Here is a 20,575-nt window from a genome sequence, read left to right on the forward strand (position 1 = left end):
CTCTTCATGGCTTCGGCGCCCCGCCTGCGGGAGCGGCTTGCGCGGCGGCCTGCCCGGTATCCTCGAGCCCAACCAGGGCGATCTTGAGGTAGCCGGCCTGCCTGAGCAGGTTCATCACATCCATCAGTTCGCGATAGGCGACGGCGCCGTCGGCGCGCAGGAAGACGCGCTGCTCGCGGTCGCTGTTGGTGCGGGCGTCGAGCGTCGCGCCGAGCGTCTCGCGCGGCACGGCGTCATTGCCGAGCGCCAGCGAAAGGTCGCCCTTGACGGTCAGGAAGACCGGCGTGTCGGGGCGCGGCTGCGGCTGCGCATTCGAGACCGGCAGGTCGACGGCGACGTCGACGGTGGAGAGCGGCGCCGCGACCATGAAGATGATCAGCAGCACCAGGATCACGTCGATGAAAGGCGTGACGTTGATGTCGCTGACCTCGCCGAGGTCGCCATCCTGCGCATCCTTGAGCGAAACGGCCATGGCTTACTCCGCGTGCACGCGCGGGAGGGAGGCAGCATGGGCCGGAGCCGGCTGCACGGCGTGAAGGGGCGCGCGGGCCGGCGCAGGAGCGCTTGCGAGCGCAGGCACAGGCTGGCGGCGCTCGCGTTCGAGATCGCGCGAGAGATGCTGCAGGATTTCACCCGAGGCGTCCGAGAGCGTCGTGCGATAGCCGGCGATGGCGCGGGCGAAGACGTTGTAGATGATGACAGCCGGGATCGCCGCGACGAGGCCGATCGCGGTCGCCAGCAGCGCCTCGGCGATGCCCGGCGCCACGACCGCGAGATTGGTGGTCTTGGCCTGGCTGATGCCGATGAAGGAATTCATGATGCCCCAGACGGTGCCGAACAGGCCGACGAACGGCGCGGTCGAGCCGATCGTTGCGAGAAGGCCGGTGCCGCGGGTCATGGAGCGCCCCGCCCTCGCCTCGATGCGCGAGAGCGCGAGCGCGACGCGTTCCTTGATGCCATCCTCGCCGAGATCGGACGAGCGCCTGGTCTCGTCGATTGCAGCGCCGACCAGCACGCCGACATCGCCGCGCAGGCGCCCGCCCTTGCCGGCGATGTTGGCCGAAGCCTCGACGAGATTCGCCGCGGATTGGAGCTTCCGCACGGCGCTGCCGGCGCGTGCCTTGGCGGCAGCGAGTTCGAGCGCCTTGGCGAGCCAGATCGTCCAGGTCACGACGGAGGCGAAGGCCAAGCCGACCATCACCGCCTTCACGACGATGTCGGCGGCCATGAACATGCCCCAGGGCGACAGGTCGTGCGGCAGCGCGGGCAAGGCGGCGGGCTGGACGGAGACCGGTGCCGGGGCGGCCGAGGGAGCGGCTGCGGGATGGGCAGCCGACGGCGGCGCGATGCCGAGCTGGGGAAGAGCCGGCGGCAGCGCTGTCGTCGGGGCGGTGGGCGCCGAGGTCACGGGTGGAGGCGATGCCGGTGCCTGGGGCTGCTGGGCCCGCACAGGCGCCAAGCTGGTCGCCAGGCAGAACAGAACGACCGCCGCAGGGCGGAACCGAAGCGTCCGGAAGCTGGACGCGACCCTGCGAGGGAGTTTGAAGGACGTCACCGCCTTCTCCTTGGAATAATTAAAAAAAGCCTTTGCGATCAAGGTGATGCGCGTGGTAACGCCTCTTCCAAGCAGTCCTGCATGTCAAGGTGTCGGTGCGCTGAAAGGGCCTGCGCTGTTCGCACATGCAGCAGGGGCCGTGAAATTTCCCGGATTCCTTGGGGGCTGCTCGGCCGGGAGCACGATGCCGGTGGCTTGCGCCCATTTGTCACGGCGGTGTTGGGCGGGCATGAAAAGCCTTCCAGCTCAAACGCAGGGATTCGGGAAGCATGGACCGCATCACCACCCTCACCGCGGCAGGCGGCCCGTCGTTTCAGGTGAGGTATCGGCGCTGGAAGAACCACCCTGGACCAGGGGTCGATTTTCCGGACACATCTCCCTTCGCGACAGACGGCGCCACGATGCGGCACGTGGTCGATGCACTGGCACAGAACCTGCCGAGCGCTACCGACGTGGTCGGCGGCATCGATATCGGCGGGCTGGGCTTCGCTGGCGCGCTCGCCCAGCGCGGCGGCACCGGTTTCCTCGATATTCGCAAGGTCGACTCGATCAGGGCCGATGTGATCCGCAGCATCATGGCCAACTACGAGCTCGGCGACGGCGTGGCCGTCTCGCGGGCCAACCGCATCTCGGGACGCACCGTCACGATCCTCGACGATTGCCTGATGACGGGAGGGACGGCGCTGGCGGCCATCGAACTGGTCCGCCGTCTCGGAGCCCGCTGCGTGACGGCGCTCTTCGTCTTCGAACTCGACGGGATGGGCGGCCGCGCGCTGCTCGAACGCGCTGGTGTCGGCGTCCATGCTCTCGGCACATTATCGCAGGCGGAACCCGACGAGCCGGCCTGAGAGGCGTCAGGCCGGACTGGTCTCGTCGGCCGCATCGAGGAGTTCGCGGATTCGGACCGCCAGCTCCATGGCGGTATATGGCTTCTTCAGCCAGTTCGACGCGGCCGCCAGTTCGCGGCCGGCGACGGCCGGCTCGGCGAAGCCCGAGGTGAAGATGACCTTCAGCCCGGGGCGCAGCAGGCGGGCCTCGCGGGCCAGTTCGTCACCGGACATGCCGCCGGGCATCACGATGTCGGTGAAGAGCAGTGCGACCTCCCGATGCGTCTCCAGCATCCGCAGGGCCTCGGAGCCGGTCTGCGCCTGCAGTACCCGGTATCCAGTATCCTCGAGCCTCGCGACGGCCACGCGGCGCACGCGGGTATCATCCTCGACGACGAGGATCGTCTCGGACCCACCGGGCAGGCTGGTTTCGGGGGCAGGCGAAGCGGCTTGGTTCTGCCCGAGCTGTGACGGAGCAGCGTCCGCGGCCGGCAGGAAAAGGCGTATGCTCGTGCCCTGGCCGGGCTCGCTGTAGAGCTGGACATGGCCTCCCGACTGCTTGGTGAAGCCATAGACCATGCTGAGCCCCAGGCCCGTGCCGGCGCCGACGCCCTTGGTCGTGAAGAAGGGTTCGAAGGCGCGCTGGCGGACCTCGGCCGACATGCCGCTGCCGGTGTCTGTCACGGCGATCAGCACATAGCTGCCGGTGCGGACCTCCGGATACATGCTGGCATAATCGGCATCGAGCTTCGCCGGCGAGATTTCGACCGTCAGCCTGCCGCCGCGCGGCATCGCATCGCGGGCGTTGAGAGCGAGGTTCAGCAGGGCATTCTGTAATTGCGAGGCGTCGATCAGCGCCGAGCCCGGCGAGCCAGAGACGATGGTGCGAAGCTCGATTGCCTCCCCGAGGGCCCGCCGCAACAGATCGGAGAATCGGGAGACGAGCTGCCCGACATCGGCGAGCTTCGGATTCAGCGGCTGCCGGCGGCCGAAGGCGAGCAGTTGCCCGGTCAGCTTGGCCCCGTCATCGGCCGCGCCCTGTGCCTCGCTCAACAGCGCCTGCAGCTTGGGATCGGTCACACGGCGCTCGATCATTTCGAGATTGCCGCTGATGACGGTGAGCAGGTTGTTGAAGTCGTGCGCGATTCCGCCGGTAAGCTGGCCAACGGCCTCCATCTTGTGGGCCTGGCGCAGTTCCTCCTCGATGCGGTGGCGGCTCGTCAGGTCGCGGATGAATCCGGTGAAGATGCGGCTGCCCTCGGCGCGGGTCTCGCCGATCGCCAGCTCCATCGGGAACTGGCCGCCGTCCTTCTTCTGCCCAGTGACAACGCGACCGTAGCCGATGATGCGACGCTCGCCCGTCGTCAGGTAGCGGGCGATGTAGCCGTCGTGAGCGTCCCTGTCGGGCTGCGGCATCAGCATGCGGACATTGCGCCCGACGACCTCGCCAGTCCCGTAGCCGAACAGCCGCTCGGCCGCCGCGCTGAAGGAGGTGATCGTGCCGGCCTCGTCGATCACGACCATGGCCTCGGGCACGGTATCCAGAATGGAGCGCAGATGGGCTTCGCGCGCAACGAGGTCGGCCTGCATCGCCCTCAGATCGCTGACGTCGGTATCCGTCTCGACGATCGCAAAGCCCGACGCCGCCTCCGATTTCGCCACGACCCAGCGGCTGGCGACGAAGATGGGGTGGCCGTCTTTGTGACGATGCGTGAGCTCGCCATTCCAGATGCCGTGCTTGCGCAGCTCGGCGACAACGTCGGCGAGGGGCTGCGGGAAGACCGTCTCCAGCAGGTCATGCGCGACGCGGCCGAGCGCTTCCGCCCGCGACCAGCCATAGAGCGCCTCGCAGCCGCTGGTCCAGCGCGTGACGATGCCGTCGAAGCCATGAACGATGATGTTGGCGCTGTCGAGAATCCGCGCGATCTCGTCGAGGCTGAACTCGCTTGTCACGGTCGACCGCATGGCCGGCGTTATCCTCGACGTTTCGATGCTCAGTTCGGCCAGACGGCTTGCTGAACCAACCCAGCTCTGGCGCTCCGGTTATCCTCGTCATCGGCTTCGCCCGCAAGCACCGCGAGTTTCCCGAGCTTGCGGACGACCATCGTGTGGCGGCTGCTCGGCGCGATGACCCCGCAATTGGTCAGCCTGGTCATCGTCCGCGAGACCGTTTCGATGGTGAGGCCGAGATAATCGGCCATGTCGAGCCGGGTCATCGGAATCTCGACGACAGGCTGCTTCTGGTCGGCTCCGAGGCGACGGGCGATGACGAGCAGGAAGCTGGCGACGCGCTCCTCGGCGCTCTTGCGGGCGAGCAGGACCATCTGATCCTGAGCCGCGGCCATCTCATCGCAGAGGCAGGCGAAGAGCTGCGGGCGAAGCTCCGGCGAGCGATTGATCTCGTCCTGGAAGCGGCCATGCTCATAGCGCCTGAGCTTGGTCCTGGTCACCGCCTCGGCGGTGTAGAGGTAGTGGTCCTTGAGCGAGACGCCGAGCAGATCGCCCGGATAGAGAAAGCCGGTGATGACGCGGCGGCCGTCGCTCAGGATCCGGAAGACGCGCAAGGTGCCCTCGACGACTTCGAAGACGTGCCGGGCATCGTCGCCTTCCCAGAAGATCGCCACCCCAGGCTCGAAGGTCTCGATCGGCTGTCCACCGAAGAGGCTGCGCAGGTTGGCCGATTGAGGCGGGATCGTCGCGAATCGCCTGACAGTGCCATTCGGCTGTGACATGGTGGTTTGCGAGATCATCTGCGCGTCATCCCCGTGTGATCGACGCGTCGAACTGAACCCACCAAGGTAACGGCCGAACGGCGCGACCGTTACGATCCGTGCGAAATCGTGACGGTTTGTAACAGCTCGGGCAACGAGGAAACGCACCAAAGCCGGCCATGACCGACCTCGCTACCCGCAACGAACATATCCTGGTCGTCGACGACGACATCCGCATCCGGCAGATGCTGATCCGCTATTTCGAGGATGAGGGCTATCGCGTCACGGCTGTAGCGGACGGCGCGGCGATGCGCGACAGCCTGCAAAGGAATGCGATCGACATCATCCTGCTCGATCTCGTCCTGCCTGGTGGTGAGGACGGCCTTTCGCTGGCGCGCGAGGTGCGCTCGCGCTCCGACATCCCGATCATCATGCTGACCGGCCGTGACGACGTCGTCGACCGGATCGTCGGCCTCGAGGTCGGCGCCGACGACTACATCGCCAAGCCCTTTCATCTGCGCGAGGTGCTGGCGCGGCTGCGGACCGTCCTGCGCCGGAGGCAGCCGGCCATGCCGCCCCGCACGGAATCCGGCGAGGCGATCCGCTTCGATGGCTGGCGGCTGGACATTGGCCGGCGCCAGCTCGTCACCGCCGAAGGGCATGAGATCGCCCTCACCACCGGCGAATTCGAGATGCTGGCCGTGCTGGCACGGCATGCCGGGCGCGTGCTCTCCCGTGACGTGCTGATGGACCTGACCCATGGCCGCAATCTCGAAGCCTTCGACCGCACGATCGACGCGCAGATCGCGCGGCTGCGCAAGAAGATCGAGCGCGATCCGAAGCAGCCGACGCTGATCAAGTCCGTGCGCGGCGTCGGCTATGTCTTCACGGGCAAGCCGTCGCCCTGAAACTGCGCCCACGGCAGCTCGAGTGAGGGGCGCGCGTCGAGAATCAGCGCGACACGACGCTCGCAGGCAGCCCGGCCGCTCTCCTCCAGATGGCGATGCAGGCGTCGCGAACCTTCCGTGCGAATACGGATCGCGGCGCAATCGAGCCGTTCGGCGACGGCGCAGAGGTCGCAGAAGATCGCTTCCGCGATGCCGATCTCGTCGGCAGCGCTGACTACGACGAAGACAGGCACGTCCAGGATCGCCCCCTGGACCGGATGCGCGACCACCGCGTGTATGCAAAGACCCTGGAGATAGCCTCGCGGATTGCTGGCGACGACGATCCGCTGCCGGCCAACGGGGGTGCCCGGGCCCGATCGGATATCGTCGCAATAGGATCGCCAGCACGCCATTTCCAGTCGCGGATCGAGCGGGCTGACAAGCGGAAAAGCCACATCGACCTGTTCGGCCGTGATTGGCGCTGTCGCATAGGTGCGCTGCATGGCGAGACTCCCCAGCTGCGACGTTTCCGGCGCGGCCGTCACGGACCAGTTTCGCCGGCGGCGGCTCGCATGGTGCGGCGCTTCAGCGCGCCGCGCGCAACTCTCGATGTGATCAGCATGGTCCGCCTCCCTGGACGAGGGGCATAGGCTAGACGCCGTGGCGAGAGCGGCCTTGAGCGAGATCAAGCGGCGGAGGCCGTCAGCTGCGGCAACGCCGTGCCGAACTCGCGCTATGTCACCCGCTGCGCCTGCGGGAAACGGACACCAAAGGCCCCTTCCCGCTCCGGCGGCAGCCTGACTTTCAGTGACAGCGTGCCGTCTTCGGCGTCCTCGCGTTCGAGGATTTCGCCATTGGCATGCAGCCAGGCCAGCGACTTGCCGTCGCCGGGCGCGAGCGAGAGACGGTAGACCGGCCGGCTGCGGGCGATGCGCGTCTCGATTGCATCGGTGAGGCGCCCCATGCCGTCGCCGGTCAGCGCCGAGACGAGGACGGGGCGCGACGCCTCCGGCTTCAAGCCGGCGAGGCCGAGCTGGCGCTCGCGTTCCTCGGGAGCGAGCAGGTCGGACTTGTTCCAGACCTCGACGACGCGCTGCCCGTCATCGGGATCGATGCCGAGATCGCGCAGGATCGCCTGGACGTCGGCGGCCTGGGCCTGCGTGTCTTCATGGGCAACGTCGCGGACATGCAGCAGCACGTCGGCCTCGATCGCGTCCTCCAGAGTGGCGCGAAAGGCGGCTACGAGTTGCGTCGGCAGGTCGGAGATGAAGCCGACAGTGTCCGAGAGCATGATCTTCGCGCCATGCGGGAGCTTCAGCGCGCGGGCAGTGGGATCGAGCGTCGCGAACAGCATGTCCTGCGCCAGCACATCCGCCGAAGTCAGGCGGTTGAACAGCGTCGATTTGCCCGCATTGGTGTAACCGACCAGCGCAACCACCGGATAAGGTACGCGTTTCCGGCTGGCGCGGTGCAGCCCGCGCGTACGCTTGACCGCCTCGAGATCGCGCTCGATCTTGGTCATGCGTTCCAGGATGATGCGCCGGTCGGCCTCGATCTGCGTTTCGCCGGGGCCGCCGAGGAAGCCGAAGCCGCCGCGCTGGCGTTCGAGGTGAGTCCAGGACCGCACCAACCGGCTCTTCTGATAGTTCAGATGCGCGAGCTCGACCTGCAGCGTACCTTCCCTGGTACGCGCCCTGCGGCCGAAGATCTCGAGGATCAGGCCGGTACGGTCGATGACCTTGCAGCCGAACGCCTTTTCGAGATTGCGCTGCTGGACCGGCGACAGCGCGCAATCCATCACGACGAGGCCGATCTCTTCGATCTTGATGCGCTCGGCGATCTCCTCGACCTTGCCCTTGCCGAGATAGGTCGCAGGGCGCAGCGCCGTCAGCAGCACCTGGATCGGCTCGACGACGGTGAGGTCGATCGCAGCCGCCAGGCCGACGGCCTCGTCGAGCCGCGCGTCGAAGGAACGCTGGTTGGCGTCGGCGGCCCCGCGACGCTGCAGGTAGGGGCCGACGACATAGGCGCGGGTGTTGGCCGCAATATCGCGCTCGATGGCGTCGAGCGGCTTGGTGGCCGCCCTCGGCTCATCCGCATCGCTGCGGGCGCCCATAGGATCAGGCCTTGTCCTGTTCCTCGGGCTCGAACAGCTGCACGGGGTGGCCCGGCATGATCGTCGAGATGGCATGCTTGTAGACGAGCTGCGAATGCCCGTCGCGACGCAGCAATACGCAGAAATTGTCGAACCAGGTGACGACGCCCTGCAGCTTGACGCCATTGACGAGGAAGATCGTCAGCGGAATCTTCTGCTTGCGTACATAGTTGAGGAACGTGTCCTGTAGATTTTGTGCCCGCTCTGCGGCCATGGGTAGCCCCTGTTGTTGGGATCGCTGATCGGGTTCAAGCCCGCGATCCATTTCGTCCCGTTCGTGGCGCAGGCGAATGCCTGCCGCTTCGGGACACCGACATCTCATTAGATCGTCGAGTCAGCCGACAACGCAAGTGCAACATGGCCCCACATTCGGGCGATCTGCCTGCGCGGCGTGCAGGCGGGCATGCAAGGCGTGCCTGACTTGTCTGTCAAGACCCGACCTTCGCAACACCTGCGTCCGCAACACCAGGCCTTCGCAACACTTGGCCTCAACCGACCCCGAGCGACTTGAGCTTCCGATGGAGCGCGGAGCGCTCCATCCCGATGAACTCAGCCGTGCGCGAAATGTTGCCGGAGAAGCGCGCGATCTGCGCGATCAGGTATTCGCGCTCGAATATCTCGCGGGCGTCGCGCAGCGGCAGGCTCATCAGCCGCTCGCCGCCCGAGCCCGAGGGCGTCGTCGGCACCATCGCACCGACTTCGGCCGGCAACATCTCGACGGTGATGTCGGCCGTCGGATCGCCCTTGGTGAGGATCATCAGTCGCTCGACATTGTTGCGCAGCTCGCGGACGTTGCCGGGCCATTCATGCGACTGCAGCACCGCCATCGCATCCTGGCCGATGCGACGCTTCGGCAGGCCGGACGCGATCGAGATCTGCTCCATGAAGAACTCGATCAGCTCGGGCACGTCCTCGCGTCGCTCGGACAGGGCCGGCACCTTCACCGGCACGACCGAAAGACGGTGGTAGAGGTCCTCGCGGAAGTGACCGTCGGCAATGAGCTGCGCCAGGTCGCGACTGGTCGAGGAGATGATCCGGACGTCGACATGGACGCGCGTGGCGCCGCCGACGCGCTGGAAGTTCTGATCGACGAGAACGCGCAGGATGCGGTTCTGGGTCTCGCGTGGCATATCGCCGATCTCGTCGATGTAAAGCGAGCCGCCATGGGCCTCCTCGAGCGCGCCGACGCGGCGCGAGCGCCCCTCGCCGGCCTCCACACCGAAGAGTTCCTCCTCCATCGTCTCGGGCGTGATCGTCGCTGCGTTGATCACGACGAACGGGCCCGACGAGCGCGTCGAGGCCTCGTGCAGCGTGCGCGCGGCCAATTCCTTGCCGCAGCCGGGCTCGCCCGTGATCAGGACGCGCGCATTGGTCGGCGCAATGCGCTCTATCGTCTGGCGCAGCTGGTTGACCACGGTCGAGCGACCGACGATGCGGCTGGCCTGCACCGAGCCCTTCTTGAGCTCGCGGACCTCACGTCGCAGCCGAGAGGCCTCGAGGGCCCGCTCGGCGACGAGCACGAGACGGTCGGCCTTAAACGGCTTCTCGATGAAGTCATAGGCGCCGCTCTTGATCGCGGAGACGGCGGTCTCGATGTTGCCGTGCCCCGAGATCATCACGACCGCGAGGTCGGGATGAGACTGCTTGATCAGTTCGAGCACCTGCAGGCCGTCGAGGCGGCTGCCCTGAAGCCAGATGTCGAGAAAGACGAGGTTGGGGCGTCGCGCCGCGATGGCCGCCAGCGCCTCGTCGGCCGAGCTTGCCTTGCGGGTGCGGTAGCCCTCGTCTTCGAGCAGGCCAGCCACCAGTTCGCGGATGTCGGTCTCGTCGTCCACGACCAGAATGTCAGCGCTCATACGCGTATCCCATCTTGCGTTTCCCGTCCTGCCGCAGCGACTTGTGCTTGGTCGCTGCGGTCGCCCTCGGGGTTCTCATCTGCTGAAGGTCCGGTTTCCGGGAACCACAGCCTGATGCGTGCGCCGCGCCGGCCTTCGCCGGCATCGGGCCGATCCAGCAGCTCGATGCCGCCGCCATGGTCCTCCAGGATCTTACCGACGATCGCGAGGCCCAGCCCCGTTCCGCCCTCGCGCGTCGTCATATAGGGCTCCAGCAGCTTCTGACGCTGGTCGGCCGGCAGCCCCTTGCCGTTGTCGATGACCTCGATGACGATCCTGCCGTCCTCGCGCCGCTCGAAGGTGACGTCGATGCGGCCCGGGCCGCGCTCGTCCATCGGCACGGCCTCGATCGCCTCGGTGGCGTTCTTGATGATGTTGGTCAGGGCCTGCGACAGCAGGCGCCGGTCGAAGCGTGCGAGAACGGAGCCCTCTGGCAGGTTTTCGGTGATCGTCAGCTCGGGATTGCCGACCCGCATCAGGAAGACGATCTGGCGCACGGTCTCGGCGATGTCGTCCCGTGTCAGCGACGGCTTCGGCATGCGGGCGAAGGACGAGAACTCGTCGACCATGCGGCGGATATCCTCGACCTGCCGCACGATCGTGGCCGTGCACTGATCGAAGACATCCTTGTCGTCGACGATGACGCGTCCGAACTTGCGGCGGATGCGCTCGGCCGAGAGCTGGATCGGCGTCAAAGGATTCTTGATCTCATGGGCGATCCGGCGCGCCACATCCGCCCAGGCCGCCGTGCGCTGGGCCGAGACGAGATCCGTGATGTCGTCGAGCGTGATCACGAGCCCGGCTCCCGCGCCCTCGCCCTCGCGCACCGCCCGGACATTGACCATGCGGTCATGGCCGCCGCGCGTGATGGCGATCTGCCCCGAGCTCAGGCGCTGGCGCCCCTGCAGGGCCTCGGTGACGAAGGCCGCGATCTCCGGCGCGACCATGGAGATCGATTCGCCGAGCAGCCGGCCGCCCGTGCCGAGCAGGCTCTCGGCGGAACGGTTGATGATGGTGATGTGGCCATCGCCGTCCAGGCTGAGGACCCCGGACGAGACGCCGGACAGCACGGTTTCGGTGAAGCGTCGCCTGCGGTCGATGACTTCACTGGCGGTGACCAGCCCGTCGCGCTGACGGCGCAGCTCGGCCGTCATCTTGTTGAACGTCTCGCCGAGATGGGCGAGGTCGCCTTCCGCCCGCCGGATCGGCACCTGGACGTAGAAATTCCCGCTCGAAACCTGATCCGTGGCGTGGATCATCCGCCGGATCGGCGCCACCAGCCCGTTGGCGAAACTCAGGCCGAGCCAGATCGCCGACAGCAGCAGGATCACCGCGATCAGCCCGTACATCGAGGCGAAGGCGACCTGAACGCCTTTCCGGCGCGCGTCGATCGACAGGTACTCTGCGGCTGCGCCCCGGGCCACGGCCGGGAATTCGACCGCCAGCGGGTCGACTTCACGCGCGATGTGGAGGAAGGCGTTGTCATAGGACGGCAGCTTGACCAGCGCACCGAAGATGCGGCCGCTCGAGGGGATGACGCAGATCGGCTCGGGGGCTGACTGCGCATCCTCGAAGGCGGCCTCGTCCGGTTTCGGCGCGCCGCGCAGCACATCGATGTTGGCCCGCGCCAGCACCTTGTCCGGCGGCTGCATGATCGCGACGACCGGAACCCCGAGAGCCGTCGCCCGCGCGGTCAGGAAGGTATCGAACCACTTGCGGTCGACGTCGAAGGTCGCCCTGGCGCGCGAGAGATCGTCGGCGAGCAGGCGAATCTCGCGGCCGAGCGACTTGCACTGCGAAGCCGCGTAGGCGTCGGCGACCTCCACGGACCGGAAGATCGCATCACGCATCCGGTCGGAAAACCATGGCTCGAGGCCGCGCTCGATCGTGACGGTCGCGATGATCGCGACCAGCACGGCCGGCAGCGCCGCGATGATGCTGAACAAGCCGACGATCCGCACATGCAGGCCGGCCGCGGCCGCGCCCGCACGCCGCGCCCGGATCAACACCGACGTCTCCAGGGCGACGACGACCAGAAGCAACAGAATCAGAAGGGCATTGAGGACGAAGACGCCGACCACGACCTCGTGGACCGGCACCACCGGGGTGACGCCGGACAGGACGAGGAAGGTGACCAGCGCCGAGACGAGCGCGAAGACGACCACAGTCGCACCGAGCCAGCCGGACACGCGACGCGGCGTATCATCGGCGCGCGGCACGATCCTGATGTCACTGGAAGGGGCAGACACGATCTTGAACAACTCCCGGGGCGACCGAACTCCGACATGAGTCCGACCACTGCGCCGCACTGATGCGCCGACGCAACGGTGTTGTCAAAATATGACATATGAAAGGCGGGCCGCCCCGTCGATCGGCTCAGCGCGGGGAGCGCACCACCTGCATGTCGAGTTCCCGGATCTTCTTGCGCAGGGTGTTTCGGTTGAGCCCCAGCAGTTCGGCCGCCCGAATCTGGTTGCCGCGCGTCGCGGCGAGCGCCGCTGCGATCAATGGCGGCTCCACCTCGCGCAGGATGCGATGATACAGGCCGGGCGGCGGGATGTTGTCACCAAAGCCGCCGAAATACTGGTTGAGATGCCGCTCGACCGAGCCCGACAGGGTCTCGGCACGTTCCTGCGAGGGACCGCCCGCGAAGTTCGCCGACGCGCTGGCGGGCTGCAGTTCCGCCTCGACGATCGGCGCCGTGATCGTCTCCTGCGGATAGAGCGCAGCGAGGCGACGCACGAGGTTCTCGAGTTCGCGGACATTGCCCGGCCAGCGATAGCGGCGCATCACGTCCATCGCTTCCGAATCGATCTGCTTGCGCGGCAGGCCTTCCTTCTCCACCAGCGAGAAGAAATGGCGCGCCAAATCCGGAATGTCCTCGACGCGTTCGCGCAGGGGTGGCAGCCGGATCGGGACGACGTTGAGCCGGAAGAACAGGTCCTCGCGGAACAGGCCCTGGGCGATCGAGATGCGCAAATCCTTGTTCGTCGCGGCGACGATGCGGACATTGGTCTTGATCGGCGTACGGCCGCCGACGGTCGTGTATTCGCCCTGCTGCAGCACACGCAGCAGACGCGTCTGCGCTTCCATCGGCATGTCGCCGATTTCGTCGAGGAAAAGCGTGCCGCCTTCAGCCTGTTCGAAGCGGCCCGAGGAGCGCGTCAACGCACCGGTGAAGGCGCCCTTCTCATGGCCGAAGAGCTCGGATTCGATCAGGTCCTTCGGGATCGCGGCCATGTTGATGGCGACGAAGGGACCGTTCTTGCGCTTGCCGTAGTCGTGCAGGGCGCGCGCGACCAGCTCCTTGCCGGTGCCGGACTCGCCGTTGATCATCACGGTGAGGTCGATCGGCATCAGCCGCGCCAGCGCCCTGTAGACGTCCTGCATCGCAGGCGAGCGGCCGATCAGCGGGATGTCGTCGGGCTCGGCAGCGTGGGAGCGGGCGGCGTCGCCGCGCGGGCGCGACATGGCACGCCCGACGATCGCGACGAGTTCCTTGAGGTCGAAGGGCTTCGGCAGATACTCATAGGCGCCGCGCTCGGACGCCTTGATCGCCGTCATGAACGTGTTCTGCGCGCTCATCACGATGATCGGCAATTCGGGGCGGACACGCTTGATGCGCGGCAGCAGGTCGAAAGCGTTGCCATCCGGCATCACCACGTCGGTGATGATCAGGTCTCCCAGGCCTTGGGCCGCCCAGGTCCACAGCGTCGCCGCCTGGCCGGTGGTCCGGACCTCGTATCCGGCCCTCGCGAGGGCCTGATTGAGAACGGTGCGGATGGCGGCGTCGTCATCCGCGACAAGAATGTTACCGGTCGGCATTCAATGTGGTCCTGTAGGCCTCAAACTGCCTGCCGTGCCCGAAGCTGGTGCAAGGGCAGCAGAATTCTGAACGTCGTGCGGCGGGGGACGGATTCGCATTCGACGATGCCGCCGTGATCCCCGATCACCTTGGCGACAAGTGCAAGTCCAAGGCCACTGCCCTGAGCCTTGGTCGTCACGAAGGGATCGAACAGGTGCGGCAGCAGGTCGGAGGGCACGCCGGGCCCGTTGTCGCGGATGCCGATTTCGAGCGGCAGCGCGATCCTGCCGGACGATCCGGCCAACTGCATGCGGATGCCTGGCCGATAGGCCGTGGTGAGGGTGATCTCGCCGTCGATCGCGTCGGTGCCGATCGATTCAGCGGCATTCTTGACCAGATTCAGCAGGACCTGGACGAGCTGGTCGCGGTTGCCGGAGACCGGCGGCAGCGACGGATCGTAAATTTCGGTGAAGCGGATATGCCGCGCGAAGCCCGACTGGGCCAGGCGTTTCACATGGTCGAGGACATCGTGGACATTGACCGGGTCGCGCTCGGTCGGGCGTTCGTCACCGAACAGCTCGACGCGCTCGACGAGCTTCACGATCCGGTCCGTCTCGTCGCAGATGAGCTGCGTCAGCATACGTTCGTCGTCCGGAACGGTCGCTTCCAGCAATTGCGCGGCGCCGCGAATGCCGGAAAGCGGGTTCTTGATCTCATGCGCCAGCATGGCGCCGAGCGCGGTAATGGACCTGGCCGCTCCTCGATGGGTCAGTTGTCTGTCCATTTTTTCAGCAATTGTTCGTTCTTGCAGCATTAATACGACCGAGTCGCTCTGACCCGGCAAAGGTGATGCAAAAACATCCACCACCCGATCGGCGCCGAGGCGTGGCGAGCCGAGGTCGAGCCGGTATTCGCTCACGCTGGCGCCGCGCCGCTGGACCTCTTCGACGAGAGCGAGCACGGGCGAGCCGAAGGCGATCAAGTCGTCGATACGCTGGCGCTTGAGCACCACGGCGCTCGACTGGAAGAAATCCTCGGCGGCCGTGTTGGCGTAGACGATGCCGTGCCCCTCGCCGATGACCACCACCGGCATGGGGAGGACATTGAGGGCCTGCATCTCGATCGGATCGAGCAGGAATTCATCCCTGCCCTTCCCGCCGCTCTCGGCGAACGCCATCGTCATACGCGTTACCCTTGGTTCAGGCCGCAGCGCGGCTGTCGTCGTCGTGGAGAAACAGCCGCGTCAGCGCATCGAGGACCCGGCGCGGCTCATCCGACGTCAGGAGGATGCGGCGAAGGTCGGGATCGGCCGTAGCGCCGCTCGCGACCGCCTCTTCGGCATAGGCTGCCAGATGCTTGCGCGCATGGCGCACGCCATGCGCCTGCCCCATCAGGCTGAGCAGGCCTTCATAGTGCTCGCGTGCCACGGCGAGCTTCTGTGCCAGCGATAGACTCGGCAGGGGGCGGCCTGCGAGTTGAGCGCCGATGGCGCCGACCAGCCAGGGCCGCCCGAGTGCCTCCCGGCCGATCATGACAAAATCGGCCCCCGATTGCGCCAGGCAGGTTCGGGCGTCGGCGAGATCATGGATATCGCCGTTGGCGACGAGCGGGAAATCGCCGGCTTCGCGCACGGCGTGGATCGCGGCCCAGTCGGCCTTGCCCTTGTAGAACTGCTGGCGGGTGCGGCCATGAACCGTGATCATCCGCGCGCCGGCGGCGACGGCACGCCGCGCCAGTTCCGGGGCGTTGCGCGAGGCATCGTCCCAGCCGAGGCGCATCTTCACCGTGACCGGCACCTTGACGGCGGCGACGGCCGCCTCGACCAGCGACAGGGCGTGGTCGAGGTCGCGCATCAGGGCCGAGCCGGCCCAGCCGCCGGTGACCTTCTTGGCGGGACAGCCCATATTGATGTCGACGATCGCGGCGCCGTTGGTTTCGGCCAGGCGAGCGGCTTCGCCCAGCCAGTGCGGATCGCAGCCGGCGAGCTGCACGACATGAGGCGAAACGCCGGCGCCCTCAGCCCGCAGCCGCGCCTCCTCGCTGCCCCGAACGAACTCGTCGGACGCCACCATTTCCGAGACGACGATGCCTGCGCCATGGCGCGCGGCGATGCGGCGCATGACGATGTCGGTTACCCCTGACATGGGCGCCAGGAAGGCGCCGGAAGTGAGCCCGGCCACGGGCGCCACGTTCATGTCAGAGCCTGCATATGAGGCAGTCTGCATTTTGCATATTTATTGGACATTGCTGCAGGAGCGCAAGAGGCTCCTCCCCGATATTGCACCGCGTCATCGCCGCACCCCTGTCGCACCCCTGTCGCACCCTTTCGGACTTGGCGATCCCGGCGCCCGCGACTATCACCGAACCTCATGCAGGACCAATAGCCGTGCCCGCCGAACCACATGACCGCCACCTGCCTCTCGCCGCCCTGATCGTCGCGGCCGGCAGAGGACTCCGCGCAGGAGGCGACGCGCCCAAGCAGTATCGCCTGCTCGACGGACGACCGGTTCTTGATCATGCCCTGGCGCCGTTTTTGGCGCAGCCGGCTATCGAACGGATCGCGGTGGTGATCGGCGCGGGCGACGAGGCACGCTATGCCCATGCGGTCGCCGAGATCGCCGATGACCGGCTGGCGCCGCCGACGCCGGGAGGGCAGACGCGCCAGGATTCGGTCCGCCTCGGCCTGGAGGCGCTGGCGCAGACGGGCTTCGACGGTGATGTTCTGGTACACGACGCCGCCCGCCCCTTCGTCTCGCCCGGATTGATCGGCCGCGCGATCGAGGCGATCGCAACCGGGGGCCTGGCTGCGATCCCGGCCCTGCCGGTGACCGACACCATCAAGCGGATCGACGAAGTCGGCCGCATTGCAGAGACGCCGCCTCGCGATCGGCTCGTCAGCGTGCAGACCCCACAGGCCTTCCGGTTCGGCGCTCTCCTGGCCGCGCATCGGGCGGCCCGTGCCGCCGGCCGCGACGGCTTCACGGACGACGCCGCGCTGATGGAATGGGCCGGACATGCCGTCGCCACCTTTCCGGGAGAGGCCGCCAATATGAAGCTCACCCATCCCGAAGACTTCGTCCGGGCTGGCGCTGCCGGCGGGCAGCCTCTCGTCGTGCGTGTCGCCACCGGCTACGATGTCCATGCCTTCACCGATGGCGATCATGTCTGGCTCGGCGGCGTCCGGATCGCGCATGAGCGCGGCGTGCTGGCGCATTCCGATGGCGATGTCGCGCTGCATGCCCTGACCGATGCGCTGCTCGGCGCACTCGCCGAAGGCGATATCGGCACGCATTTCCCGCCGAGCGATCCGCAATGGAAGGGAGCCGCCTCGCACCGCTTCCTGAGCTTCGCGGCGGATCGCGTCCGCCAGCGCGGCGGGCGGATCGACTTCCTCGACCTGACGATCGTGTGCGAAGCGCCGAAGGTCGGGCCACATCGCGAGGCGATCCGGGAGACCATCGCGATAGCTGCCGGAATCCAGATCGGCCAGGTCGCGATCAAGGCCACGACCTCCGAGCGGATGGGCTTCACCGGACGCAAGGAAGGACTGGCGGCGCTCGCCACCGCAACGATCCGGCTGCCGGAAAAGGAGTAGCCGCCATGTTCGATCTCGACATCCGCTCGCTGGCCGCGGAACTGCTGAACATCAGCAGGGAGCGCGGAACAACCGTCGCGACGGTCGAATCCTGCACCGGCGGGCTCGTCGCCGGCGCGCTGACGGCGATCTCGGGCTCGTCGAGCATGGTGCTGGGTGGCCTCGTCACCTATTCAAACGAGGCAAAGACGGTTTTGGCCGGCGTGCCACCAGCCTTGATCGAACGCCATGGCGCCGTCAGCGAACCGGTGGCGAGGGCCATGGCCGAGGGTGGACGTGCCAGGATCGGCGCCAAGCTCGCCGTTTCGATCACGGGCGTCGCCGGCCCCGATGGCGGCAGCGAGGCGAAGCCGGTCGGGCTGGTGCATTTCGCCTGCGCCACCGCGGAGGGAACCTTGCATCGCGAGCGGCGCTTCGGCGCCTTGGGGCGCGACGAGGTCCGCCGGCTCAGCGTGCTGGAGGCGCTCGACCTGCTGCGCGAGGCAGCACTGGCCGGCTGAGGGCACGCCTCAGTTGGCGAGCTTGCGCCAGATCGCGCCGATCACGTCGGCATAGTCGTCGCGCCAGGCGCGGACCGGGCCGGGCGCGTCCTGCCGGAGCCAACCACGCCCCTCCGGCAAGCCGACATCTTCCACGCGACGCGCGATCATCGCGACATGGGGCGAATACTTCATCTGGGCCAGCAGCTCCGGTGTCTGGCGCGTCGGCCGAAGCCAGGTCGTGAAGCCCTTGGCGTGAGCCGTTGCCGTCACGACCGGACCAAGGTCCATGTTGCGGTTGGAAATGTGGAACAGCACCGCGCCATTGGGCTTGAGCTTCGCGAGATAGACGCCGATCGCTTCGGTGGTCATCAGATGGATCGGGATCGCATCCGAGGAGAAGGCATCGACTACGATCAGGTCGAGCGAACCATCCGCCGCATCGGCCAGGGTCAATCGTGCATCACCGAGAACGAAGCGGGCGTCGGGAGCGCAGGCCGCAAAGAAGCCGAAGCGGGCAGGATCGGTCGCCATGCGGACGACCTGCGGATCGATCTCGTAGAACGTCCAGCCCTCGCCGGCCCGCATCTGGCAGGCGAGCGAGCCCGTGCCGACGCCGATCGCGGCGACGGCTCCGAGCCTGCCGCCCCGCGCCTGCCGGACGGCGTCGATGCCGTCGGCAATCGCGCCGCCCGTAAAGTAGTAGGTCAGCGGCTCCGGTCTGCCCGTTATCTCCGTCCCGTCGTCATTGCGCAGCCTTTGGGCACCGTGGACCGTGCTGCCGTGAACGAGACGCCGGAAGCGGCCGTCCTCGCTATCGGTGATCTTGTTGACGCCGAAGAAGGAACGGATCGAGTCGGTGCGCTGCTGTTCCGTGACGATCAGCGCGGCGAAGCCGACGACCAATACGCCGGCGAGCCCGAGGCGCGCGAGGCGCGGCAGACGGATCGCCGTGAAGCCCGGCCGACACAGCACGCCGGCAATGATCAGCAGCGGATACTCCACGACCGAGTTGAAGATCGCAGGCGCGAGCAGACCGCTGAACAGGCCGCCGAGAACGCCGCCGACCGACATCCAGAGATAGAACTGCGTCAGGTTCGCGGCGTCCGGGCGGCGACGGGCGAGTTCGCCATGCGCCACCATCGCCGTCGCGAAGAACAGGCCCAGATGCAGGGCGAGCTCGACGCCCCAGCCAAGATTCAGCTTCAGCGCCGTTTGCAGCACCAGTGCGGCCACCAACGCGAGCTGAAGATTGAGCATCCAGCCGTGCCGCAGCAAGGGCTTGCGCTGGAAGACGATGACGAAGGTCAACAGGAAGAGCGCGAGCGGGACGACCCAGAGCAGCGGCACCGAGGCGACATCGGTTGCAAGATGGGCCGTCACCGCGACGAGGAGGCCTGACGGAACGAAGGCGAGCCCAACCCAGCTCAGCTTCTGGCGCGCCGGGATGGTCGTCTGGGGAAAGGCGACCAGCGCCCGCGCGGACGCTTCGGCCGAGCGACCGAGACCAAACCCGGCGCAGGCCGCGATGCCGGCGAGCAGCAGGCCGAAACCCCAGGCCCAGCTTGTCGCTTGGACCGAGAGAGGCAGGAACGGCTCGACCAGGAACGGATAGGCGATCAGGGCAAGGAAGCTGCCGACATTCGACGCCGCGTAGAGGAAATACGGGTCGCTCGCGTGGGGGTGCTTGGTGCGCGCGAACCACGCTTGCAGCAAAGGCCCGTTCGCTGCGACGGCGAAGAATGGCAGGCCGACGGAGGCCGTGAACAGCACCACCAGCCACACGATCTCGCCTTCCTGCGGCGGACGCTCGAAACCGGAGGCGATGCCGATCGGCAGCGCTGTCAGCAGCACGAGCCCCGTCAGCGTGATGTGGATCAGGGCGGCGCGTCGCAGCGTGCAGTGGCTGACCAGCCAGTGGGCGTAAGCATATCCCGCCAGCAGCACGGCCTGGAAGAAGACCATTGCCACCGACCAGACGCCCGGCGAGCCGCCGAGCCGCGGCAGCACCATCTTGGCGAACATCGGCTGGACGGAGAAGAGCAGGAAGGCCGAGAGGAAGATCGTGCCCGCATAGAGCGGCAGGGTCATCACCAGGCAGCGTGCCTCGAAGCGAGCTTCGGCGTTCGTCGACGCGTCCATGCGTATCTCCGAGAGTGCTTCCCGGAAACTCGCAGAAACAGCTTAAGGTGCCGTCACCGGCGTTTTCGTGGTGCCGCGGCCATAAACGACGTCGGCGCGGCGCTCGAAGGCCTCGGCGAATTTGTGGAAGGCCTTGTCGAACATCGACCCCATCAACAGACCGAGCATGCGGCTGGCGAATTCGTAGGAAATGAAGAAGCCGATCTCGCAGCCACGCTCATGAGGCTTGAAGGCCCAGCGGTTCTCCAGATAGCGGAACGGGCCGTCGACATATTCGACGAGGATCTTGAGGTTCTCGGGGTCCAGCGTCACCCGGCTGGTGAAGGTCTCGCGGATCGCCTTGTAGCCGACGGTCATGTCGGCCAGCAGCACCTCGCCGCCGCCTTCGCGCGGCGTCCTGCGGCGCACCCTCAGCCCCTCGCATAACGGCAGGAACTGCGGGTATGTCTCGACATCCGCGACCAGCGCAAACATCTGCTCAGGGCTATGCTTCACCCGGCGGGTGTTGTTGAACATCGGCATGG

18 protein-coding genes are annotated in these 20,575 nt (G+C 66.9%); 4 read left to right on the forward strand and 14 right to left on the reverse strand.

The window, feature by feature from the left end:
• Positions 1-4 precede the first annotated feature (4 nt).
• Both exbD and exbB read right to left on the reverse strand, forming a co-directional pair.
• Positions 5-472: a TonB system transport protein ExbD gene (gene exbD / locus AC1RMY_RS09480; protein ID WP_492863775.1), complete on the reverse strand. Its 468-nt coding sequence runs from the start codon at positions 470-472 to the stop codon at positions 5-7.
• A 3-nt stretch (positions 473-475) separates the two neighbouring features.
• Positions 476-1,480, reverse strand: coding sequence for a tonB-system energizer ExbB (exbB, locus tag AC1RMY_RS09485; protein ID WP_492864439.1), 1,005 nt, complete (start codon positions 1,478-1,480; stop codon positions 476-478).
• Between the two features lie 485 nt (positions 1,481-1,965).
• On the opposite strand from exbB, the gene AC1RMY_RS09490 reads away from it, so the two are divergent.
• Positions 1,966-2,403, forward strand: coding sequence for a phosphoribosyltransferase family protein (locus AC1RMY_RS09490; protein ID WP_492863776.1), 438 nt, complete (start codon positions 1,966-1,968; stop codon positions 2,401-2,403).
• A gap of 6 nt (positions 2,404-2,409) precedes the next feature.
• Here the strand turns inward: AC1RMY_RS09490 and AC1RMY_RS09495 are convergent, their stop codons facing one another.
• Positions 2,410-4,347 (reverse strand): hybrid sensor histidine kinase/response regulator, encoded by a 1,938-nt coding sequence (locus AC1RMY_RS09495; protein ID WP_492863778.1) that lies wholly within the window; start codon positions 4,345-4,347, stop codon positions 2,410-2,412.
• 29 nt (positions 4,348-4,376) lie between these two features.
• Positions 4,377-5,114 (reverse strand): helix-turn-helix domain-containing protein, encoded by a 738-nt coding sequence (locus AC1RMY_RS09500; RefSeq protein ID WP_492863780.1) that lies wholly within the window; start codon positions 5,112-5,114, stop codon positions 4,377-4,379.
• A 158-nt stretch (positions 5,115-5,272) separates the two neighbouring features.
• Between AC1RMY_RS09500 and AC1RMY_RS09505 the strand changes: the two genes are divergently transcribed.
• The gene (locus tag AC1RMY_RS09505) at positions 5,273-6,001 is read left to right on the forward strand and encodes a response regulator (RefSeq protein ID WP_492863782.1); all 729 of its coding nucleotides are present in this window, start codon (positions 5,273-5,275) and stop codon (positions 5,999-6,001) included.
• Here AC1RMY_RS09505 and AC1RMY_RS09510 read toward each other — a convergent pair.
• From AC1RMY_RS09510 to dusB, 8 genes are all read right to left on the reverse strand, one after another.
• A complete protein-coding gene (locus AC1RMY_RS09510) occupies positions 5,971-6,525 on the reverse strand; it encodes a hypothetical protein (RefSeq protein WP_492863784.1) in 555 nt (184 codons plus the stop codon). The genes AC1RMY_RS09505 and AC1RMY_RS09510 overlap by 31 nt on opposite strands.
• 188 nt (positions 6,526-6,713) lie before the next feature.
• A complete protein-coding gene (gene hflX, locus AC1RMY_RS09515; protein ID WP_492863785.1) occupies positions 6,714-8,096 on the reverse strand; it encodes a GTPase HflX in 1,383 nt (460 codons plus the stop codon).
• A gap of 4 nt (positions 8,097-8,100) precedes the next feature.
• Positions 8,101-8,349 (reverse strand): RNA chaperone Hfq, encoded by a 249-nt coding sequence (hfq, locus tag AC1RMY_RS09520; RefSeq protein WP_054207979.1) that lies wholly within the window; start codon positions 8,347-8,349, stop codon positions 8,101-8,103.
• Positions 8,350-8,623: 274 nt separating this feature from the next.
• Positions 8,624-9,991, reverse strand: coding sequence for a nitrogen assimilation response regulator NtrX (ntrX, locus tag AC1RMY_RS09525; RefSeq protein WP_492863787.1), 1,368 nt, complete (start codon positions 9,989-9,991; stop codon positions 8,624-8,626).
• Positions 9,988-12,279: a sensor histidine kinase NtrY-like gene (locus AC1RMY_RS09530; RefSeq protein WP_492863789.1), complete on the reverse strand. Its 2,292-nt coding sequence runs from the start codon at positions 12,277-12,279 to the stop codon at positions 9,988-9,990. Before AC1RMY_RS09530 ends, ntrX begins: the two co-directional genes overlap by 4 nt.
• Before the next feature lie 127 nt (positions 12,280-12,406).
• Positions 12,407-13,855: a nitrogen regulation protein NR(I) gene (ntrC, locus tag AC1RMY_RS09535; RefSeq protein ID WP_492863791.1), complete on the reverse strand. Its 1,449-nt coding sequence runs from the start codon at positions 13,853-13,855 to the stop codon at positions 12,407-12,409.
• A gap of 20 nt (positions 13,856-13,875) precedes the next feature.
• Entirely contained in the window at positions 13,876-14,952 is a 1,077-nt protein-coding gene (locus AC1RMY_RS09540) for a two-component system sensor histidine kinase NtrB (RefSeq protein ID WP_492864441.1), read from the reverse strand.
• Between the two features lie 82 nt (positions 14,953-15,034).
• Positions 15,035-16,030, reverse strand: a complete 996-nt coding sequence (dusB, locus tag AC1RMY_RS09545; protein ID WP_492863793.1) for a tRNA dihydrouridine synthase DusB — start codon at positions 16,028-16,030, stop codon at positions 15,035-15,037.
• A gap of 191 nt (positions 16,031-16,221) precedes the next feature.
• On the opposite strand from dusB, the gene AC1RMY_RS09550 reads away from it, so the two are divergent.
• Positions 16,222-17,430, forward strand: a complete 1,209-nt coding sequence (locus AC1RMY_RS09550) for a bifunctional 2-C-methyl-D-erythritol 4-phosphate cytidylyltransferase/2-C-methyl-D-erythritol 2,4-cyclodiphosphate synthase (protein WP_492863795.1) — start codon at positions 16,222-16,224, stop codon at positions 17,428-17,430.
• A gap of 5 nt (positions 17,431-17,435) precedes the next feature.
• A complete protein-coding gene (locus AC1RMY_RS09555; RefSeq protein WP_492863796.1) occupies positions 17,436-17,930 on the forward strand; it encodes a CinA family protein in 495 nt (164 codons plus the stop codon).
• A gap of 9 nt (positions 17,931-17,939) precedes the next feature.
• Here AC1RMY_RS09555 and AC1RMY_RS09560 read toward each other — a convergent pair whose 3' ends face one another.
• Together AC1RMY_RS09560 and AC1RMY_RS09565 are read right to left on the reverse strand one after the other, a co-directional pair.
• Entirely contained in the window at positions 17,940-20,051 is a 2,112-nt protein-coding gene (locus AC1RMY_RS09560; protein WP_492863798.1) for a fused MFS/spermidine synthase, read from the reverse strand.
• A gap of 42 nt (positions 20,052-20,093) precedes the next feature.
• Complete coding sequence (locus AC1RMY_RS09565) at positions 20,094-20,573, reverse strand: type II toxin-antitoxin system RatA family toxin (RefSeq protein ID WP_492863800.1); 480 nt, start codon at positions 20,571-20,573, stop codon at positions 20,094-20,096.
• Positions 20,574-20,575: the final 2 nt, after the last annotated feature.

This window comes from Allobosea sp. GW822-FHT03F07 (genome assembly GCF_058801345.1).

Bases quoted from the DNA above. Each gene is read 5' to 3' on its own strand.
- exbD (WP_492863775.1), bottom strand. From the start codon at position 472: ATGGCCGTTTCGCTCAAGGATGCGCAGGATGGCGACCTCGGCGAGGTC.
- AC1RMY_RS09495 (WP_492863778.1), bottom strand. From the start codon at position 4,347: ATGCGGTCGACCGTGACAAGCGAGTTCAGCCTCGACGAGATCGCGCGG.
- AC1RMY_RS09500 (WP_492863780.1), bottom strand. From the start codon at position 5,114: ATGTCACAGCCGAATGGCACTGTCAGGCGATTCGCGACGATCCCGCCT.
- AC1RMY_RS09505 (WP_492863782.1), top strand. From the start codon at position 5,273: ATGACCGACCTCGCTACCCGCAACGAACATATCCTGGTCGTCGACGAC.
- hflX (WP_492863785.1), bottom strand. From the start codon at position 8,096: ATGGGCGCCCGCAGCGATGCGGATGAGCCGAGGGCGGCCACCAAGCCG.
- hfq (WP_054207979.1), bottom strand. From the start codon at position 8,349: ATGGCCGCAGAGCGGGCACAAAATCTACAGGACACGTTCCTCAACTAT.
- ntrX (WP_492863787.1), bottom strand. From the start codon at position 9,991: ATGAGCGCTGACATTCTGGTCGTGGACGACGAGACCGACATCCGCGAA.
- ntrC (WP_492863791.1), bottom strand. From the start codon at position 13,855: ATGCCGACCGGTAACATTCTTGTCGCGGATGACGACGCCGCCATCCGC.
- AC1RMY_RS09540 (WP_492864441.1), bottom strand. From the start codon at position 14,952: ATGCAGGCCCTCAATGTCCTCCCCATGCCGGTGGTGGTCATCGGCGAG.
- dusB (WP_492863793.1), bottom strand. From the start codon at position 16,030: ATGAACGTGGCGCCCGTGGCCGGGCTCACTTCCGGCGCCTTCCTGGCG.
- AC1RMY_RS09555 (WP_492863796.1), top strand. From the start codon at position 17,436: ATGTTCGATCTCGACATCCGCTCGCTGGCCGCGGAACTGCTGAACATC.
- AC1RMY_RS09560 (WP_492863798.1), bottom strand. From the start codon at position 20,051: ATGGACGCGTCGACGAACGCCGAAGCTCGCTTCGAGGCACGCTGCCTG.
- AC1RMY_RS09565 (WP_492863800.1), bottom strand. From the start codon at position 20,573: ATGCCGATGTTCAACAACACCCGCCGGGTGAAGCATAGCCCTGAGCAG.